Below are 16651 nucleotides of genomic sequence, written 5' to 3'. Positions count from 1 at the left end.
GTTTTTATGCCAACATTGTTTGCTTATGGCAGCTATGCGCAGGAGCACTCTCGAGTGCACCGGGTTCCTCGGGTTTCCCCGGACTTCCACACCTGCGCAAAGCTGCCACCCTCTCGTGGAAGTGAGTTCGGCAGTTTTTTCTTTAAATGTCCCGAGGGTTTATTAATGAAAAAACACACTCCAAATCCCCCCGAATCCCCCATGGATTCAGGCTCCTTCGATTCCAGTAACCCGCGCCTGCGCCATCCCGGCCAACCCGATCCCATCAGCCACGTCTTCACCATTCTCCCCGACATCGATACGGCGACACTCTTGAGCCACGCCTGCGAAACCTTGGCTTCACTGAACGTGCTGACCACTGAGCTGGCGTGCGAATTGAGCGGTGCGCAGCGCAGCCTGACGTTGTCGATCCAGCAATTGGCAGTAGTCGGCGAGCTGCTGGTCAACCGCGCGCTGGACAATCTCGATCCGCCAGCAACGGCGACACAACATTGAACAGGGAGGTTCTGCCATGGCGCGCTACATACCGATCACCGGGATCGACTGCAAGATCCCTTGTCTGCTGATCGACAGCGAAGCTCCACTGGATGTTCTACACGGCACCGCGGCCTATCGCTTGCGCTGTGTAACGCAATTGCTCGAAGCCCTGGCGCTGGGTGACGGCAAGGGCCACGACGCCTTGTTGCTGCAGGATCTGGCCCGGGTCTCGGCGACGGTGCTGCGTGACAGTTGCGACCTGATGGATGTCATCGGCTGGAAATTGCAGGCGCAGCCTTAAGCGCTGAAACGAAAAGATCGCAGCCTGCGGCAGCTCCATCGACCGTGTGAAAACCCGATCCCGTAGGAGCTGCCGCAGGCTGCGATCTTTCGCTTTTAATCCGCCAGCGCCGCGAAAACCGTATGCGCAATCTTCACCCGTTCGGCATTCGGGTAATTCTTGTTGGCCAGAATCACGATACCCATATCCCGCGACGGCACGAACGCCACATAGGCGCCAAAGCCACGTGTGGCACCGGTTTTGTTGAACAGCACATTGGCCGGTTCAGCTTGCGGCGGGGTCAGCCATTCGACTTTGTGCGGTTCCATGGCCATGGGCGTCGAATTGCCGTTCTGCAGTTTTTCCAGGCTGATCGGGTAGGTGTAGCGCTCCCAGCCCAGGCCTTGGGTCATGTCGCCGACGCGGTAATAACCGATGTGAGTGTTGGCGATGGCTTGGTGCAGATCAGGGGCAAGGCTGGCCGGTTTCAGCTGCGCCTGGACGTAACGGAGCAGGTCGGCGGCGCTGGTTTTGATGCCGTAGGCCTCGGCGTCAAGGGCGCCGGGGCTGACGCGCACTGGTTGGTCGGCGCTGTCGTAGCCTTGGGCGTAAAGCTTTGACTGCGCTGACGGCACGCTGAGGAAGGTGTGCTGCAAACCGAGTTTCGGCAGCAGGGTTTGCGTCATGGCCTGGTCGAACGGCTGGCCTAGACTCTTCGCCGTCAGGTAGCCGAACAGGCCGAGGCTCGGGTTGGAATACAGGCGATGGCTGCCAGCGGGAAACTGCGGTTTCCATTGTTGGTAATAGCCGAGCATCTTGTCGGAAGAATCCGCCTCAGCGGGGAATTGCAGCGGCAGCCCGCCAGCGCTGTAGGTGCCCAGTTGCAGCACGCTGATGTTGTCGAAGGCGCTGCCCTTGAGCTCGGGCCAAAGCTGGCTGGCCTTGCTCGACAGGTCGAGTTTGCCGGTGGCCTGGGCGTAACCGGCGAGGGTGGCGGTGAAGGTTTTGCTCACTGAGCCGACCTCGAACAGGGTGTTTTCGCTGACCTTTTGCCCGGTGTCCCTGGCGGCTACACCGTAGTTAAAGTAATGCGTTTGGCCGCTTACAGTGAGGGCCACCGCCAGGCCGGGAATGTTGTTTTGCTGCATCACCGGGGTGACGGCTTGCGTGACCAGTGCCTGCAATTGCGCATCCGTCGGCGTGGCGGCATGGCAGGCAATGCTGCTGAAGAATAGTGCGAAAGCGCTGTAGGAAAAGACCTTGCTTGGCTTGAAAGAACACATGATTGAATCACTCTCCATGAGTGTCGATTGTTGTATCCCGCTACACTGCGGGTGATTTTTTCATCGAACGGCTGATCAGCGCGGCTAATTTAGGCACTTCGCCGACCCACGACAAACGATGAAAACTCGCACGAGCCATTAGAAAAATTCGGGATAGGGCATGATTCGACCGCAACTGCCACTTAACGCTCTACGCGCGTTTGAAGTCTCGGCACGGCATCTGAGCTTCACCCGCGCCGCCGTCGAACTGTGCGTGACGCAAGCGGCGGTCAGCCATCAGGTCAAAAGCCTGGAAGCGCAACTCAACCTGACCTTGTTCAAACGCTTGCCCCGTGGGCTGATGCTGACCAGTGAAGGCGAGACCTTGCTGCCGGTGCTCACTACCTCATTCGATCATATTGCGCAGATGCTCGAGCGTCTGGCCGGTGGGCAGTATCGGGACATGCTGACGGTCGGTGCGGTGGGCACGTTTGCCGTGGGCTGGCTGCTGCCGAGGCTGGCGGACTTTCGGGCGAAATATCCGCTGATAGATTTACGCTTGTCGACCCATAACAACCGGGTCGATGTGGCGGCGGAGGGGCTGGATTACGCGATTCGTTTCGGCGCCGGCGCGTGGCATGGCATCGAGGCGACACGCTTGCTCGATGCGCCGTTGTCGGTGCTGTGCGTGCCGGAGATTGCCCGTCAATTGCACTCGCCGGCGGACCTGTTGCAGCAGACCTTGCTGCGTTCCTATCGCACCGATGAATGGCCGGAGTGGTTTCACGCGGCGGGTCTGGCGACCCAGGCCGCACCACCGCAAAGCATCGTGTTCGATTCATCGCTGGCAATGATGGAGGCGGCATTGCAGGGTGGCGGGGTGGCGCTGGCGCCGCCGCTGATGTTCGCCCGGCAACTGGCGGCAGATGCGATTTGCCAGCCGTTTGCAATCGAGATCACCACCGGCAGTTACTGGCTGACGCGGTTGCAGTCGCGAGCTGAGACGGTGGCGATGAAGGCGTTCAAGGAGTGGTTGCTGCACATCTCAAGCTGAACACCGAATTGTAGGAGCTGCCGAAGGCTGCGATCTTTTGATCTTCAAAACAGAATCAAAAGATCGCAGCCTTCGGCAGCTCCTACAGATATCAGCGAGGCATCACCTCACCAGACACGGCCGCTTGTTATCGAACTTCCACCCCGGAATCAGAAACTGCATCGCGACGCTGTCATCCCGCGCGCCGAGGCCCATGCCTTTGTATAGCTCATGGGCCTTGGCCACTTGATCCATGTCCACTTCCACGCCCAGCCCCGGTTTTTTCGGCACCTGCACGAGACCATCGACAATTTGCAGCGGTGCCTTGGTCAAACGCTGGCCGTCCTGCCAGATCCAATGGGTGTCGATGGCCGTGATGTCGCCCGGTGCCGCAGCGGCGACGTGGGTAAACATCGCCAGAGAGATATCGAAGTGGTTGTTGGAATGCGAACCCCAGGTCAGGCCCCATTCGTGGCACATCTGCGCGACGCGCACCGAGCCCTGCATGGTCCAGAAATGCGGGTCGGCCAACGGAATGTCCACTGACTGCAATTGAATCGCATGACCCATTTCGCGCCAGTCGGTGGCGATCATGTTGGTCGCGGTTTTCAGGCCGGTGGCGCGGCGGAATTCAGCCATGACTTCACGACCGGAATAACCGTTTTCCGCGCCGCACGGATCTTCGGCGTAGGCGAGTACGTGATGCTGATCGCGGCACAAACGGATCGCTTCTTTCAGCGACCAAGCGCCGTTCGGGTCGAGGGTAATCCGCGCGTCGGGGAAGCGCTCGGCCAGTGCTGTGACCGCTTCGATTTCGGCATCGCCACTGAGCACGCCGCCCTTGAGTTTGAAATCCTTGAAACCGTACCTGGCGTGCGCCGCCTCGGCCAGACGCACCACCGCTTCGGCGGTCATGGCTTTTTCGTGACGCACTCGGAACCAGTCGTTGTCGGCATCCGGTTCGCTGCGATACGCCAAGTCGGTTTCGTGCTGGTCGCCGACATAGAACAGGTACCCGAGCATCTTCACTTCGTCGCGTTGCTGACCTTCACCGAGCAGCGCCGCAACCGGCACGTCGAGATGCTGGCCGAGCAGGTCGAGGAGGGCGGCTTCCAGGCCGGTGACCGCGTGAATGGTGATGCGCAGGTCGAACGTCTGCAGACCACGGCCGCCGGCATCGCGGTCGGCGAAGGTCTGGCGCACCTGGTTGAGGATCTTCTGGTACGTGCCGATCGGGCTGCCGACCACCAGATTGCGCGCGTCTTCCAGGGTCTGGCGAATGCGCTCGCCACCGGGCACTTCGCCGACGCCGGTGTGGCCGGCGTTGTCCTTGAGGATGACGATGTTGCGGGTGAAAAACGGCCCGTGGGCGCCGCTCAGGTTGAGCAGCATGCCGTCGTGACCGGCCACCGGAATGACCTGCATGTCGGTGATGATCGGAGCTTTGGCGGTGTCATGAACAGTCATTGTTGTTTTCCTTGTCGAGACGAAGTCAGGCGTGTTTCGGCGCGGCGTCGGCCACGGCTTTTTCAGCGGCGGGTTTCGGCGTAGTGCGCGCAGCGAAGACGATGATTGCGGCGATGATCGAGGTCGCGGCCAGACCATAGAGGCCGCCCTGAATTGAGCCGGTGTGTTGTTCCAGCAGACCAAACGTGGTCGGCGCGACGAAGCCGCCGAGGTTGCCGACCGAGTTGATCAGCGCAATCACCGCCGCCGCAATGCGTGCGTCCAGATAGGCCTGGGGAATCGGCCAGAACAACGACGAGGCGGATTTGAAACCCAGCGCCGCAAAACAGATCGCGACAAAGGCGAAGATCGGCCCGCCGGTGGTAGACATGAACATCCCCGCTGCGGCAATCAGCAGCGCCGTAGCCACCCACGCTTGCTGATGTTTCCACTTCGCCGACAGCGAGGCGAAGGCGTACATGCCGACGATCGACAGCAACCACGGAATCGAGTTGAACAGGCCGACCTGCACGTCGCTGAGTTCGCCCATCTTCTTGATGATGCTCGGCAGCCAGAAGGTCGCGGCGTAGATGGTCAGTTGGATAAAGAAGTAGATCAGGCAGAACAGAATGATCTGCCGATCCTTGAGCAGTTTGCCCAGCGACGGCCGGATCGGCGTCGCGGCTTCGCGGGCCTTTTGCTCGTCGTCGATGGCGGTCACCAACGCATCCTGTTCGGCGCGGGTCAGCCATTTCGCGTCATGGGGTTTGGCATCCAGCCAGAACCAGACGAAGACGCACAGACACACCGAGAACATCCCTTCGATGAAGTACATCCATTGCCAGCCGTGCATGCCCAGTCCGTTGATCTGCAACAGCAAGCCGGACAGCGGACCGGAGATCAGCGAGGCCACGGCCGAGCCACTGAGGAAGATCGCGATCGCCTTGCCGCGCTCGACGCCGGGCAGCCAACGGGTGAAGTAATAGATCACTCCGGGAAAGAACCCGGCCTCGGCGACACCGAGCAGGAAACGCAGGATATAGAAGTGGGTTTCATTCTGGATGAAGGCCATGCAGGCCGCGACGATGCCCCAGGTGAACATGATGCGGGTCAGCCAGATGCGTGCGCCGACCTTTTGCAGAAGCATGTTCGAAGGTACTTCGAACAGCGCGTAACCAATAAAGAACAGCCCGGCGCCGAAGCCGTAGGCGGCAGCACCAATGCCCAGATCGGTTTCCATGTGGGTGCGGACGAAACCGATGTTCACCCGGTCAATGTAGTTGACGATGAACATGATCACGAAGAGCGGCAGGACGTGGCGTTTGACTTTCGAGATGGCCGAGGCGAGCGTTGGATCGACGCTTTCCTGCATCCCCGAGACGGAGGTTTTCACTTGTTTTCTCCCACTGATTATTTTTATGCGGGTAGGACTGGGTGCTGCGTTGTTGATAGACATCATACAACTGAGTTTTTTTGTCCTACAAGTGGGGAGGGGCGATTAAATTCTTATGCTCGTCCGGGTTCTTATGCGAAAACTGGATTATTCCCTTTATTTATTGACTGGAATGCCAGCCGTGCAGAGCGTCTCTTTGAATTGCCATGGGTGATGCGCGTAGACAGGCTGCCAAAGAGATGTGAAATATCTGAGTGTTGTCATACAAGTTGGTAGTCCGCCAACCGCTAAAATCAATCTCAACCGTCATCCCGCAGTGCTACGATCGGCAAGCCCCGATCACCGGAACCGACCATGCAAGAAGACCTCGACGCGCCTGCGCGCAAACGCACGCACAACCTCGCTCATGACCTGGTGGAAAAACTCACCCAGAGCATCTTGCTCGGACACATGTCGCCCGGTGACAAACTGCCGTCGGAGAACTCCATCGTCCAGGAGCACGGCGTCAGCCGCACGGTGGTGCGCGAGGCGATTTCCAAATTGCAGGCCTCGGGCCTGGTCGAGACGCGCCACGGCATCGGCACCTTCGTGATCGAACGCGCGGCGGAGCAGGGCCTGCGCCTGAATGTCGACACGGCGCTTGGCGTGCGCAGCATTCTCGAATTGCGCATGGGTCTGGAAACGCAAGCCGCGGCGCTGGCGGCGCAGCGCCGCAGTGAGCAGCAGTTACAGCAGATGCGTCAGGCGCTGGACGACTATCAACGGCTGCTGGCCAACAACGACAGTTGCGTGGAGGCTGATCGGCGTTTTCATCTATTGATCGCCGAGGCTACCGGCAACGCCTGCTTCAGCGAGATCATGCAGCACCTGGGCAGCGCGATGATCCCGCGCAATCGGCTGAATGCCGCCGAGCGCGGCGCGGCGGATCTGAGCAAGCTTGGACATTTGGCGAATCTGGAACACGAGGCGATTCTGAATGCGATCAAACGCCAGGACGCCGATGCCGCCCGCGCCGCCATGTGGCTGCACCTGACCAACAGTCGTGATCGCTTTATCGCTCAGGGTTGATGCCACTGGTCCGATGTTTCGCACGCCGTCGGCGGCCGCGCTTCCAAACATTACGCCCCGGATAATCCGGGCCAGTACTGTGAGGTGCAGCATGGCTGATGACTCGCTTGTTCCCGGTGGCATGGCGCCCACCGACCACACCCGCCCCGTATCCGGCAGCGACGAGCCGACATTGAGCGACCATGACGTACCGCCGGGCATGCAGCCGGGGCGCGACCCATTGAGCGATGGCGACCGGCCGGATGACTGGAAGGATCCGCCGGATGACGAGGATGTGCCCCCGGCGGATGAGCCGACGCCGTTGTCGGATGATATGCGCTGAGGTCTGGGTTTTTTGTTGCGTGTGCCGGCCTCTTCGCGAGCAGGCTCGCTCCCACAGGGAATCTGTGTGGTACAGACATCCACTGTGGGAGCGAGCCTGCTCGCGAAGACGGCATCGGCTTCACCGCAGATTTACGCCTTGGTCTCACCTGCCCGAACTGTCCCAATCCCACGCTCCAGATTCAACGCCAGTACACTGATCAGCACCACCACCGCACCCATCAGCACCATCACCGTCGGCCGTTCCCCCAACCCCCACGACGCAATTCCCATGGCCGTCGGCGGTATCAGATACAAGGTCATCGTCGCCCGGCTCAAATCTACATGCTTGAGCACGAAACCCCAGGCCAGATAAGCCAGTGCGCTGGGAAACACGCCCAACATCAGCACCGCCCACTGTGCATGCGCCGGCGCTTCCATTACGGCATCAGCCAGCCCCGGCAGATAAATCAGCAACAGCAACGTCCCCGACCATACCGCGTAGCATCCCAGGCTGAAGCCGTCGTAGCGTCGCGCATGATGTTTTTGCACGGCGAAATATATGCTCCAGGAAAGCGCTGCGAGCAGGATCAGCAAGCCATGCGCATCGATAGCGCCCAGGCCTCTATCGCCACTGACCACGGTTACCACGCCGACAAATCCAAGCAACACACAACCCCAACGCCAGATGCTGACGCGGTCCTTGAACACAAACCGCGCCAGCAGTGTGCTGAACAACGGGCTCGATTGCGCCAGCACACTGGAAGCGCCGGCGCTGATGCCTTGCTGGCCAATGTTCAAGGCGACGTGATGCAGGCTGACGGCAAAGAAGCCCAAGGCAAACAACAACGGCACATCGCGCGTTTGTGGCAGGCGAATGCCCTTGAAAAGCGCAATCAGCGCCATCAACAGCGACGCCAGCAGAAAGCGCAGCAGAGCCAGATGGCCGGGCTCATACGCTTGCAAGCCGACATGAATACCAGTGGGCGAGTAGCCCCAGCATCCAATGACGAACACCATGGCGAGGATAATTTTGCAGGCAGAAGTCGAGTACATGATCGAGGCACCAAAGCAGTGGATGCGCCGAGTATCCTGGCGCCCCATCATTCGCCACAACTGACTTATACTGCGCTGACTGTTCACTCAGAGTGATGATTATGGAGCTGGCGCAAATCCGCATGTTCAAGACCGTGGCCGAGGTCGGCAGCATTGCCCGGGCCGCTGAACTTTTGTTCTGCGTGCCTTCGAACATCACTGCGCGGATCAAAGCGCTGGAGGCCGAGTTGGGCGTGGCGCTGTTCTTGCGCGAGGGGCGCGGGTTGCGCATCAGCCCGGCGGGGCAGACCTTTCTCGTCTACGCGGAAAAGATTCTGGCCCTGACCGTCGAAGCCAAACGCGCGCTCGACCCCGCCGCCGAACCATCCGGACCGCTGCGTATCGGCGCCATCGAGTCCTCGGCGACCGGGCGCTTGCCGCGCCTGTTGGCAAAATTCCACAAGCGCTATCCGCAAGTGGCGCTGGAACTCACCACGGGAACCTGGAGCCAGTTGCTCGACGACACCGTCAGCCATCGACTCGATGGCGCGATTGTGGCGGTGGATGTCGAACGTGCTCAGCTCAAACGTACGCCGATGTATCGTGAGGAATTGCTGCTGATCGCCTCGACGTCATTCGGGCCGGTGCGTGACATAGGCGATTTGCAAGACAAAACCGTGTTCATGTGGCCGCAGGGTTGTCCTTACCGTGCTGCGCTCGAGCATTGGTTGCTGCGCCAGGGGCAGGCGCTGCCGATTGTCAGCCTGGCCAGTTACGGGGCGATTGTCGGCTGCGTCAGTGCCGGCGCCGGAGTGGCGCTGGTGCCCAAGGGCGTGTTCGAGCAATACGCGAAAGGCGCGGGATGCGTGGGTCATGAATTTACCGAACTGACGGCGATAGAGAATTTGTTTTACTGGCATGAAAACGCCGGAGTGCACCCGGCGCGGGAGGCGTTTGTGGGGATGTTGCGGGAGGAGTTTGCCCACTAGCAAAGCGGCCCTCACCCCAGCCCTCTCCCGGAGGGAGAGGGGGCCGACCGAGGGATATTTGTATTGAGTTACGCCGACCTGAAAGCGCTTTAGTGAATCCATAATCGACTCGATATTTCAGGTCGATGTATGGCGCCAGACACCTCGGTCAGTCCCCTCTCCCTCCGGGAGAGGGCTAGGGTGAGGGGCTTTTCAGGTATGCACCAAATCCCGCATCAGGCAACGCAAAGCGCAACTCCATCTGGTGCCAACTCGAAGGGCAGCTGTCGCGAGGGTTTATCGATCTGCATCTATGCTCCATGAATAAACATGGCACTCGCGCGCGCGGCGGCTGACTAAGTGGGGCGGGCGTGCGTGACGCCTGACTGACATGGACCGGATATGAACGAAAAGAGTCTGCAATTCAAATCCCTGACGGTGCTGCTGGTGCTGGTCACGGTAGCTTTTATCTGGATTCTGCTGCCGTTTTACGGCGCGGTGTTCTGGGCTGTCATCCTCGGCATTCTGTTTGCGCCGGTGCAGCGCAGGGTGCAGCTGAAATTCGGCTGGCCACGCAACGTGACCTCGCTGTGCACCTTGAGCCTGTGTCTGGTGATCGCGATTCTGCCAGTGATCATCGTCAGCATTCTGCTGGTGCAGGAAGGCGCGACGGTCTACAAGAACATCGAAAGCGGTGAGCTCGATATCGCCGCGTATCTGGCGCAGTTCAAACACAGCCTGCCGCCGTATTTCCAGAACCTGCTCGATCGTTTCGGTGTGGGCGAACTCGACAGCTTGCGCGAGAAGATCGTCAAAGCGGCGATGCAGGGCAGCCAGGTACTGGCGACTCAGGCGTTCAGTTTCGGCCAGGGCACGTTCGAATTCGTGGTGAGCTTTTTCATCATGCTGTATCTGCTGTTTTTCTTTCTGCGTGACGGCCCCGAGCTGGCGCGCAAGATCCGCACCGCGGTGCCGCTGGAGGAAAACCACAAGCGCCGCCTGCAACTGAAGTTCAACCGCGTGGTGCGCGCGACGGTCAAGGGCAACGTGGTCGTGGCGGTGACCCAAGGTGCGCTGGGCGGGGCAATTTTCTGGTTTCTCGATATACCCAGCGCATTGCTCTGGGCGGTGCTGATGGCGTTTCTATCGCTGTTGCCGGCGGTGGGCGCGGGAATTGTCTGGGCGCCGGTGGCGGTGTATTTCCTGCTCAGCGGCATGATCTGGCAGGGCGTGGTGCTGGGCTTGTTCGGGGTGTTCGTGATCGGCCTGGTCGACAATGTGCTGCGCCCGATTCTGGTGGGCAAGGACACGAAAATGCCCGACTACCTGATTCTGGTGTCGACCCTCGGTGGCCTCGCGGTATTCGGCCTCAACGGCTTCGTGATCGGGCCGCTGATTGCCGCGCTATTCCTGTCGAGCTGGGCGCTGTTCGTCGAAACCAAACCCAAGGTGCAATTGCCTTAGGCATGAAACGCGGCGCTGGCCACTTGTTGCGACAGGGCCTGCGCCGCTGGCAAAGAGGTGAGCGGGCCGCTGATCGGTTCGCCATCGCGCACCAGATACCAGCAGGCGAGCAAGCCCGACGCGCGCAGCGAAGCGGGAACTGCGCTGCCGATCACCGACATGATTTGAACCTGAGCCATGGGAAAACCTCCATCAAACTGATGGGGCTACCTTAGGGATTTGCCGGCGCTGCGGACAATCAACGCTTTCGATAGTGGTCATTGATGCCAGTGAGGTCTGGCGTCACTCGACCACCTGATCGAGCATGTGCATGACTTCGCGTTCATTGAGCAGGCCCTTGTGCACGAGGTTTTCGGCGAGCAGGGACAGCAGCTTGGCGCAGCGATGGCCTTCCAGATGCTTGAGCTCGGTGAGCGCGCTGTACACTTTGCTCGAGGTGCACAAACCGACGATGCGGTGCGGATTTTGTGTGGGCATACAGTCGTCCTTGTTGTTATCGATCTGTTGTTTACGGACGGATTCAGATTGCGGTTCCGTCATGACAAAGCGGTGACCGTTTGATGAAAAAAAGCCCAACGGTCGATTCCATCATGCCGACTTTAGCTGCTCGAACTGTCCTCACAGCGACCTCGGCGAGATTTTTTCGGACCTTCGCCGACCAGCGGTCATAAAAAAGCCCCGCTCGAAAGCGGGGCTCTGTGTTGCGCTTACCAGCGTGGACCGCCGTAGTAACCATGCGGGCCGCCATAGTAGCCATGGGGCCGACCGTAGTAACCGCGAGGCGGGCCGTAGTAAACAGGGGCCGGCTGCACGTAAACCGGTTGCTGCACATACACCGGCGCCGGTTGGTAGTAGACCGGTGGCGGCGGTTGCTGCACGTAGACCGGTTGCGGCTGAACATAAACCGGCTGTTGCTGCACGTACACCGGCCGATCCTGGTTGATCAGTGCCGAGCCGATGATGGCCGAGCCGACGATCGCGCCAAACACTGCAGGGCCCTGCCAGCCATGGCCACCACCCGCTTCAGCCTGGCCGGTGACGGCGAGTGCGCCAATCAACAAAGCCATGATGGGAAGTTTACGAATCATGATAAGTCCTCGGTTCTTCGACCCGGCGGCTGGGCCTGAACCAGGCCCACAGTTGTCGCGGGGATACAGCTAAGACAGCAGATTTGCGAAATTCAGCACAGCCGCTGGGTAAATTTTGTGTAAGGTCTGTAGCGGCTTTTTTACTCGACAGCGCGGCGCCTCGAACAAGCCGCAATGATGATTCAGAACCCGGTGGGCTGGCCAATCCCGTCCATCCGAAAGTGCGTTTGAAGGAGAAGTTTCATGCAGATGAACCCGAACAAAGACACCCAATTGTGCATGTCCCTGTCCGGGCGGCCGGGGAATTTCGGTCTGCGTTTCCACAACCATTTGTATGAACAGTTGGGCCTTAATTTCTATTACAAGGCGTTCAGCAGCCAGGACCTGACCGGCGCGGTCGGCGGCATCCGTGCACTGGGCATTCGCGGCTGCGGCGTGTCGATGCCGTTCAAGGAAGCCTGCATTGCCCTGGTCGATGAACTGGATGCGTCGGCAGCGGCGATCCAGTCAATCAATACGATTGTCAACACCAACGGCCATCTCAAGGCCTATAACACCGATTACATCGCCGTCGAGCAGTTGCTGGAAAGCCACGCGGTGCCGAAAGATTCGACGTTCGCCCTGCGCGGCAGCGGCGGCATGGCTAAAGCGGTGGCGAGTGCCTTGCGCGATGGCGGCTACAGGAACGGTTTGATCGTCGCCCGCAACGAGCGGGCCGGGCGTGCCTTGGCTGATTCCCTGGGTTATCGCTGGCAGGCCGAACTCGGCGACGAGCGCCCGCAGATGGTGATCAATGTTACGCCGGTGGGCATGGACGGCGGGCCTGAGGCGGGGCAACTGGCGTTCGAGCCTGAGGTGATCAAAGCGGCGGATACCGTATTCGACGTGGTGGCGATTCCTTCGGAGACGCCGCTGATCGTGCGGGCGCGGGCCGAAGGCAAGCGAGTGATCACCGGGCTTGAGGTGATTGCGATTCAGGCGCTGGAGCAGTTCGTGCTGTACACCGGGGTGCGGCCGAATGAGGCGCAATTTGCGGCGGCGGTGGAATTTGCCCGTAGCTGAATGATTTTTGTAGTGGCTGAACGGGCCTCTTCGCGAGCAGGCTCGCTCCCACAGGTTGCGCTGGAATGCGATTGAATGTGGGAGCGAGCCTGCTCGCGAAGGCCGCGCTGCGGTTCTGGATCACTCTCTATAATTCTCGCCAGCACGCACAGATGTGCCCACCACAAAAACCACAACCGAGGCCGCCCATGCATCCGCCCATCCTCAACCTCAACGAGGTCGAACTTCAATCCCTGCCCGAAGCGCTCGCCCCCCAAGGCGAAACCGCCGGGCGTTATCAGCAGCAATTTGCGCGGATCGGCCAGCAACTGGGTGCGCAGAAACTCGGCTATCGCCTTTATGCGCTGCCGCCGGGCATGCGCGGCAGCCCATTCCACAGCCATCGGGTCAATGAGGAAATGTTCTACGTGGTGGCCGGGGCGGGCGAGGTGCGGTTGGGGGCCGAGCGTTTTCCGATCCGCGCCGGTGATGTGATCGCCTGTCCACCGGGCGGGCCGGAGAACGCCCATCAGATCATCAATACCAGCGCGGGCGAATTGCGTTATCTGGCGATCAGCACCCAGCAGCAGCCGGAGATTTGCGAGTATCCGGATTCGAATAAATATGCGGTGATGGATAATTTCGCGATGGATGCCGAGGGTAATGCGTCGGGATTTGTTGCCGTCGCGCGGCAGGCGGAGGGTGTGGATTATTGGGATGGGGAATAAAATCTGAAACTTGCAGATGTACCCTGTGGGAGCGAGCCTGCTCGCGAAGGCGGCGGGTCATTCAAGATCAGTGGTGACTGACACTACGCTTTCGCGAGCAGGCTCGCTCCCACAATGGCCCTGTGTTGGTTATTCGAGGCGGGCCAGGCGTTCTTCCAGCGCCGCGATGCGGGCCTCGAGTTCTTCGATACGCTCCAGCGAGACGCCACCGCTGGAACGCTCTCCAGGATTGTGCCGCGCCGTCAATATCGCCTCGATATCCGCCGGGTCGCCCAGCGCATGGGTATAGCGATCCTCGCGCTGCCCGGCCTGACGCGGAATCAGTACCGCCAGCCCACGCGCGATCAGGCGTTCAAGCTGATGCACGACCTGCTCGGTATCTTCGAACTCATGCATGCGCCCGCTGCGGGTCAGCAGTTCGTTGACGGTCTGCGGGCCGCGCAGAAACATCAAACCCGTGAGAATCACCTGTGCCGGCACCAGCTCCAGCGCCTTGTCGACCTTGTGCTCCCAGCGGTCGGCACGGCTGCCCATGACCAGCCGGGTGAAACCTCGACCTTCCAGCGCCCGCAGGCTCTGCCCGACCTGGCCCTGATTGAGGTTCATCACCGGTTCGCGGCTGGTTTTCTGATTGCAGGCCAGCACCAGTGCGTTGAGGGTCAGCGGATAGGTTTCCGGGCTGGTGGCCTGTTTTTCGATCAGCGCACCGAGAATGCGGATTTCCGTGGCATTGAGCCGAGGCTGTTCGGAGGTGGATTCTTGTTCGTTGCTCATCGCGCGTTCCCTCTGCAGTCGAAGCCGCCTAGCCTAATCCTTGCCAAACAAAAGGCAAGCCGTGTGCTCATCAAGCATGGCTATAATCGCCACCACGTATTACCCAGCCATCACATGAGACTGCCATGACCATTTCACTGTACGCCGCATCCGTCCCGGTTTTTCAACAAATGCTCAACGCCCTGAGCGATGTGCTGAAGAAGGCTGAAGCCCACGCCAGCGCGAAAAACATCGACCAGAGCGCCTTCCTGCAAGCGCGTCTGTACCCGGACATGTTCCCGCTGGTGCGTCAGGTGCAGATCGCTGTGGATTTCGCCAAAGGCGTGTCGGCGCGTCTGGCCGAAGTCGAACTGCCGAAGTACGACGACACTGAAACCACTTTCGCCGAGCTGCAAGCGCTGATTGCCAAGGTTCTGGCCTTCATCGGCGAGATCAAGCCAGAGCAGATCGACGGCAAGGAAGGCATCGAAATCGTGACCCGCCCGGGCACGCCGAAAGAGAAGCGCTTCAGTGGTCAGGCGTATCTGCTGACTTACGGCTTGCCGCAGTTCTTCTTCCACGTCACCACCACCTATGCGCTGCTGCGTCATAACGGCGTTGAAGTGGGCAAGCGCGATTACATGGGCGCGTTCTAAGCCTGCAAAAGCCCCTCACCCTAACCCTCTCCCGGAGGGAGAGGGGACTGACCGTGGTGTTTGCCCGAAATACGCTGACGTGAGCTATCAAGCCGAACTCAGGTATGAAAACGACACAGATCGGCTCCCTTTCCCCCTCGCCCCCTTGGGGGAGAGGGCTGGGGTGAGGGGGGATTCCCAGCGACAAAAAAGCCCGCCAAGGTTCACACCAAGGCGGGCTTTTCGTTGCGCGAGAAATTACGCCGTACGCTGAGCCTTCTCTTCCTCGCCCAGGCAAGCCGCCGCGGTAAACAGCACATCGGTCGACGAGTTGAGCGCGGTCTCCGCCGAATCCTGCAGCACGCCAATAATGAAGCCCACCGCTACCACCTGCATGGCGATCTCGCTCGGGATGCCGAACAGGCTGCACGCCAATGGAATCAGCAGCAGCGAACCACCGGCCACACCCGAAGCGCCGCAGGCGCAGATCGCTGCGACGACGCTGAGCAGGATCGCGGTCGGGATGTCCACGGCGATGCCCAAGGTGTGCACGGCCGCGAGGGTCAGCACGGTAATGGTGATCGCCGCCCCGGCCATGTTGATGGTGGCGCCGAGCGGAATCGATACCGAGTAGGTGTCTTCATGCAAGCCCAGGCGCTTGCTCAATTCCAGGTTGACCGGAATGTTCGCCGCCGAGCTGCGGGTGAAGAACGCGGTGATGCCGCTTTCGCGCAGGCACATCAGGGTAAGCGGGTACGGGTTGCGGCGCAGCTTCCAGAACACGATCAGCGGGTTCATCACCAGCGCAACGAACAGCATGCAGCCCAGCAGCACCGCCAGCAGGTGCGCATAGCCGAGCAGCGCGCCGAAACCGGAAGTGGCCAGCGTCGACGCTACCAGGCCGAAGATGCCCAGCGGCGCGAAGCGGATCACCACGCGCACGATCAGGGTCACGCCGTTGGACAGATCATCGAGCACTTCGCGGGTGGTATCGCCGGCGTGGCGAATGGCGATGCCCATGCCGATCGCCCAGGCGAGAATGCCGATGAAGTTGGCATTCATCAGCGCGCTGACCGGGTTGTCGACAACGCTCAGCAGCAGGCTTTGCAGGACCTCGGTGATGCCGCCGGGCGCGGTGACCGCAACGTTTTCCGTCGACAGCACCAGATTCGACGGAAAGCTCATGCTGGCAACCACGGCCACCACCGCTGCGGCGAAAGTGCCCAGCAGGTAGAGGAACAGGATCGGACGGATGTGGGTTTCCTGGCCATGCTTGTGGTTGGCGATCGAAGCCATCACCAGCACGAACACCAGAATCGGCGCCACGGCTTTCAACGCCGAGACGAACACCTTGCCGATGAACGCGGTGGACTTCGCCGCTTCCGGGGCGAACAGGGCCAGGGCGATGCCGGCGATCAGGCCGATGACGATCTGGCTGACCAGACTGAGGTTTTTCAGGCGTTGCAAAAGAGAAGGGGACGAAGCGGTCATAACGGCATCTCTGTTTTTTATAGGGTGCGAAGCGTCGTGGGCAGTCACGAAACGCCTGTCGAAGTGACATCAACGCCGCCAAACGGCACGTTGAACAGCTGTGCGATTTTCAGGGCGCGGACTTTATCACAGCGTAGGCGCCAACCTTCAGGCCTGTGACGATCTGCCACCGGATCGAGCGGGCAGATC

19 protein-coding genes are annotated in these 16651 nt (G+C 60.2%); 10 read left to right on the top strand and 9 right to left on the bottom strand.

The features are described 5' to 3' along the window. Positions 1–165: 165 nt before the first annotated feature. On the top strand, positions 166–495 hold the full coding sequence (locus J2Y90_RS22750) for a DUF6124 family protein (protein ID WP_253505306.1): 330 nt from the start codon (positions 166–168) through the stop codon (positions 493–495). Positions 496–511: 16 nt separating this feature from the next. Beyond that, complete coding sequence (locus tag J2Y90_RS22745) at positions 512–778, top strand: hypothetical protein (protein ID WP_253503523.1); 267 nt, start codon at positions 512–514, stop codon at positions 776–778. A 95-nt stretch (positions 779–873) separates the two neighbouring features. On the opposite strand, the gene ampC is transcribed toward J2Y90_RS22745, so the two are convergent. Further along, entirely contained in the window at positions 874–2040 is a 1167-nt protein-coding gene (gene ampC, locus J2Y90_RS22740; protein ID WP_253503521.1) for a class C beta-lactamase, read from the bottom strand. 160 nt (positions 2041–2200) lie between these two features. Between ampC and J2Y90_RS22735 the strand changes: the two genes are divergently transcribed. Then, a complete protein-coding gene (locus J2Y90_RS22735; RefSeq protein WP_253503519.1) occupies positions 2201–3073 on the top strand; it encodes a LysR family transcriptional regulator in 873 nt (290 codons plus the stop codon). Between the two features lie 102 nt (positions 3074–3175). Here the strand turns inward: J2Y90_RS22735 and gudD are convergent, their stop codons facing one another. Together gudD and J2Y90_RS22725 are read right to left on the bottom strand one after the other, a co-directional pair. Next, complete coding sequence (gene gudD / locus J2Y90_RS22730) at positions 3176–4519, bottom strand: glucarate dehydratase (RefSeq protein ID WP_253503517.1); 1344 nt, start codon at positions 4517–4519, stop codon at positions 3176–3178. A 25-nt stretch (positions 4520–4544) separates the two neighbouring features. Beyond that, positions 4545–5891 carry an MFS transporter gene (locus J2Y90_RS22725; RefSeq protein ID WP_253503515.1) on the bottom strand — a complete coding sequence of 449 codons (1347 nt, stop codon included), beginning with the start codon at positions 5889–5891 and terminating at the stop codon, positions 4545–4547. 354 nt (positions 5892–6245) lie between these two features. Between J2Y90_RS22725 and J2Y90_RS22720 the strand changes: the two genes are divergently transcribed. After that, on the top strand, positions 6246–6959 hold the full coding sequence (locus J2Y90_RS22720) for a FadR/GntR family transcriptional regulator (protein ID WP_253503513.1): 714 nt from the start codon (positions 6246–6248) through the stop codon (positions 6957–6959). Between the two features lie 172 nt (positions 6960–7131). Further along, positions 7132–7281 (top strand): hypothetical protein, encoded by a 150-nt coding sequence (locus tag J2Y90_RS26785; protein ID WP_429461630.1) that lies wholly within the window; start codon positions 7132–7134, stop codon positions 7279–7281. A gap of 131 nt (positions 7282–7412) precedes the next feature. Here J2Y90_RS26785 and J2Y90_RS22710 read toward each other — a convergent pair whose 3' ends face one another. Continuing rightward, positions 7413–8315 carry a DMT family transporter gene (locus tag J2Y90_RS22710; RefSeq protein WP_253503509.1) on the bottom strand — a complete coding sequence of 301 codons (903 nt, stop codon included), beginning with the start codon at positions 8313–8315 and terminating at the stop codon, positions 7413–7415. A gap of 101 nt (positions 8316–8416) precedes the next feature. Between J2Y90_RS22710 and J2Y90_RS22705 the strand changes: the two genes are divergently transcribed. Both J2Y90_RS22705 and J2Y90_RS22700 read left to right on the top strand, forming a co-directional pair. Beyond that, complete coding sequence (locus tag J2Y90_RS22705; protein WP_253503506.1) at positions 8417–9283, top strand: LysR family transcriptional regulator; 867 nt, start codon at positions 8417–8419, stop codon at positions 9281–9283. Between the two features lie 381 nt (positions 9284–9664). Further along, complete coding sequence (locus J2Y90_RS22700; RefSeq protein ID WP_253503504.1) at positions 9665–10726, top strand: AI-2E family transporter; 1062 nt, start codon at positions 9665–9667, stop codon at positions 10724–10726. Here the strand turns inward: J2Y90_RS22700 and J2Y90_RS22695 are convergent. The 3 genes from J2Y90_RS22695 to J2Y90_RS22685 form a co-directional block, all read right to left on the bottom strand. Next, positions 10723–10905 (bottom strand): hypothetical protein, encoded by a 183-nt coding sequence (locus J2Y90_RS22695; protein ID WP_253503502.1) that lies wholly within the window; start codon positions 10903–10905, stop codon positions 10723–10725. The two genes, J2Y90_RS22700 and J2Y90_RS22695, sit on opposite strands and share 4 nt — an antisense overlap. Before the next feature lie 103 nt (positions 10906–11008). Beyond that, a complete protein-coding gene (locus J2Y90_RS22690; RefSeq protein WP_016770691.1) occupies positions 11009–11203 on the bottom strand; it encodes a hypothetical protein in 195 nt (64 codons plus the stop codon). Between the two features lie 230 nt (positions 11204–11433). Beyond that, positions 11434–11814 (bottom strand): hypothetical protein, encoded by a 381-nt coding sequence (locus J2Y90_RS22685; RefSeq protein WP_024013471.1) that lies wholly within the window; start codon positions 11812–11814, stop codon positions 11434–11436. A 243-nt stretch (positions 11815–12057) separates the two neighbouring features. Between J2Y90_RS22685 and J2Y90_RS22680 the strand changes: the two genes are divergently transcribed. Both J2Y90_RS22680 and J2Y90_RS22675 read left to right on the top strand, forming a co-directional pair. Beyond that, on the top strand, positions 12058–12876 hold the full coding sequence (locus J2Y90_RS22680; RefSeq protein WP_253503499.1) for a shikimate 5-dehydrogenase: 819 nt from the start codon (positions 12058–12060) through the stop codon (positions 12874–12876). A 188-nt stretch (positions 12877–13064) separates the two neighbouring features. After that, a complete protein-coding gene (locus tag J2Y90_RS22675) occupies positions 13065–13583 on the top strand; it encodes a cupin domain-containing protein (protein ID WP_253505303.1) in 519 nt (172 codons plus the stop codon). A gap of 129 nt (positions 13584–13712) precedes the next feature. Here the strand turns inward: J2Y90_RS22675 and J2Y90_RS22670 are convergent, their stop codons facing one another. Then, the gene (locus J2Y90_RS22670) at positions 13713–14357 is read right to left on the bottom strand and encodes a YceH family protein (RefSeq protein WP_253503496.1); all 645 of its coding nucleotides are present in this window, start codon (positions 14355–14357) and stop codon (positions 13713–13715) included. A gap of 125 nt (positions 14358–14482) precedes the next feature. Between J2Y90_RS22670 and J2Y90_RS22665 the strand changes: the two genes are divergently transcribed. Beyond that, positions 14483–14992, top strand: coding sequence for a DUF1993 domain-containing protein (locus J2Y90_RS22665; RefSeq protein WP_253503494.1), 510 nt, complete (start codon positions 14483–14485; stop codon positions 14990–14992). 237 nt (positions 14993–15229) lie between these two features. On the opposite strand, the gene sstT is transcribed toward J2Y90_RS22665, so the two are convergent. Further along, positions 15230–16462, bottom strand: a complete 1233-nt coding sequence (gene sstT / locus J2Y90_RS22660) for a serine/threonine transporter SstT (RefSeq protein ID WP_253503492.1) — start codon at positions 16460–16462, stop codon at positions 15230–15232. Positions 16463–16651 lie beyond the last annotated feature (189 nt).

The sequence above is a fragment of the Pseudomonas koreensis genome (genome assembly GCF_024169245.1).
GTDB classification, from domain to species: Bacteria; Pseudomonadota; Gammaproteobacteria; order Pseudomonadales; family Pseudomonadaceae; genus Aquipseudomonas; species Aquipseudomonas koreensis_F.
The sequence above is the reverse complement of the archived record's forward strand: the minus strand, read 5'-3'. Positions and strand labels throughout refer to the sequence as shown.

Coding starts and splice junctions, on each gene's coding strand:
- J2Y90_RS22750 (WP_253505306.1), top strand. CDS start 166: ATGAAAAAACACACTCCAAATCCCCCCGAATCCCCCATGGATTCAGGC.
- J2Y90_RS22745 (WP_253503523.1), top strand. CDS start 512: ATGGCGCGCTACATACCGATCACCGGGATCGACTGCAAGATCCCTTGT.
- ampC (WP_253503521.1), bottom strand. CDS start 2,040: ATGTGTTCTTTCAAGCCAAGCAAGGTCTTTTCCTACAGCGCTTTCGCA.
- J2Y90_RS22735 (WP_253503519.1), top strand. CDS start 2,201: ATGATTCGACCGCAACTGCCACTTAACGCTCTACGCGCGTTTGAAGTC.
- gudD (WP_253503517.1), bottom strand. CDS start 4,519: ATGACTGTTCATGACACCGCCAAAGCTCCGATCATCACCGACATGCAG.
- J2Y90_RS22720 (WP_253503513.1), top strand. CDS start 6,246: ATGCAAGAAGACCTCGACGCGCCTGCGCGCAAACGCACGCACAACCTC.
- J2Y90_RS22710 (WP_253503509.1), bottom strand. CDS start 8,315: ATGTACTCGACTTCTGCCTGCAAAATTATCCTCGCCATGGTGTTCGTC.
- J2Y90_RS22705 (WP_253503506.1), top strand. CDS start 8,417: ATGGAGCTGGCGCAAATCCGCATGTTCAAGACCGTGGCCGAGGTCGGC.
- J2Y90_RS22700 (WP_253503504.1), top strand. CDS start 9,665: ATGAACGAAAAGAGTCTGCAATTCAAATCCCTGACGGTGCTGCTGGTG.
- J2Y90_RS22695 (WP_253503502.1), bottom strand. CDS start 10,905: ATGGCTCAGGTTCAAATCATGTCGGTGATCGGCAGCGCAGTTCCCGCT.
- J2Y90_RS22690 (WP_016770691.1), bottom strand. CDS start 11,203: ATGCCCACACAAAATCCGCACCGCATCGTCGGTTTGTGCACCTCGAGC.
- J2Y90_RS22685 (WP_024013471.1), bottom strand. CDS start 11,814: ATGATTCGTAAACTTCCCATCATGGCTTTGTTGATTGGCGCACTCGCC.
- J2Y90_RS22680 (WP_253503499.1), top strand. CDS start 12,058: ATGCAGATGAACCCGAACAAAGACACCCAATTGTGCATGTCCCTGTCC.
- J2Y90_RS22675 (WP_253505303.1), top strand. CDS start 13,065: ATGCATCCGCCCATCCTCAACCTCAACGAGGTCGAACTTCAATCCCTG.
- J2Y90_RS22670 (WP_253503496.1), bottom strand. CDS start 14,357: ATGAGCAACGAACAAGAATCCACCTCCGAACAGCCTCGGCTCAATGCC.
- J2Y90_RS22665 (WP_253503494.1), top strand. CDS start 14,483: ATGACCATTTCACTGTACGCCGCATCCGTCCCGGTTTTTCAACAAATG.
- sstT (WP_253503492.1), bottom strand. CDS start 16,462: ATGACCGCTTCGTCCCCTTCTCTTTTGCAACGCCTGAAAAACCTCAGT.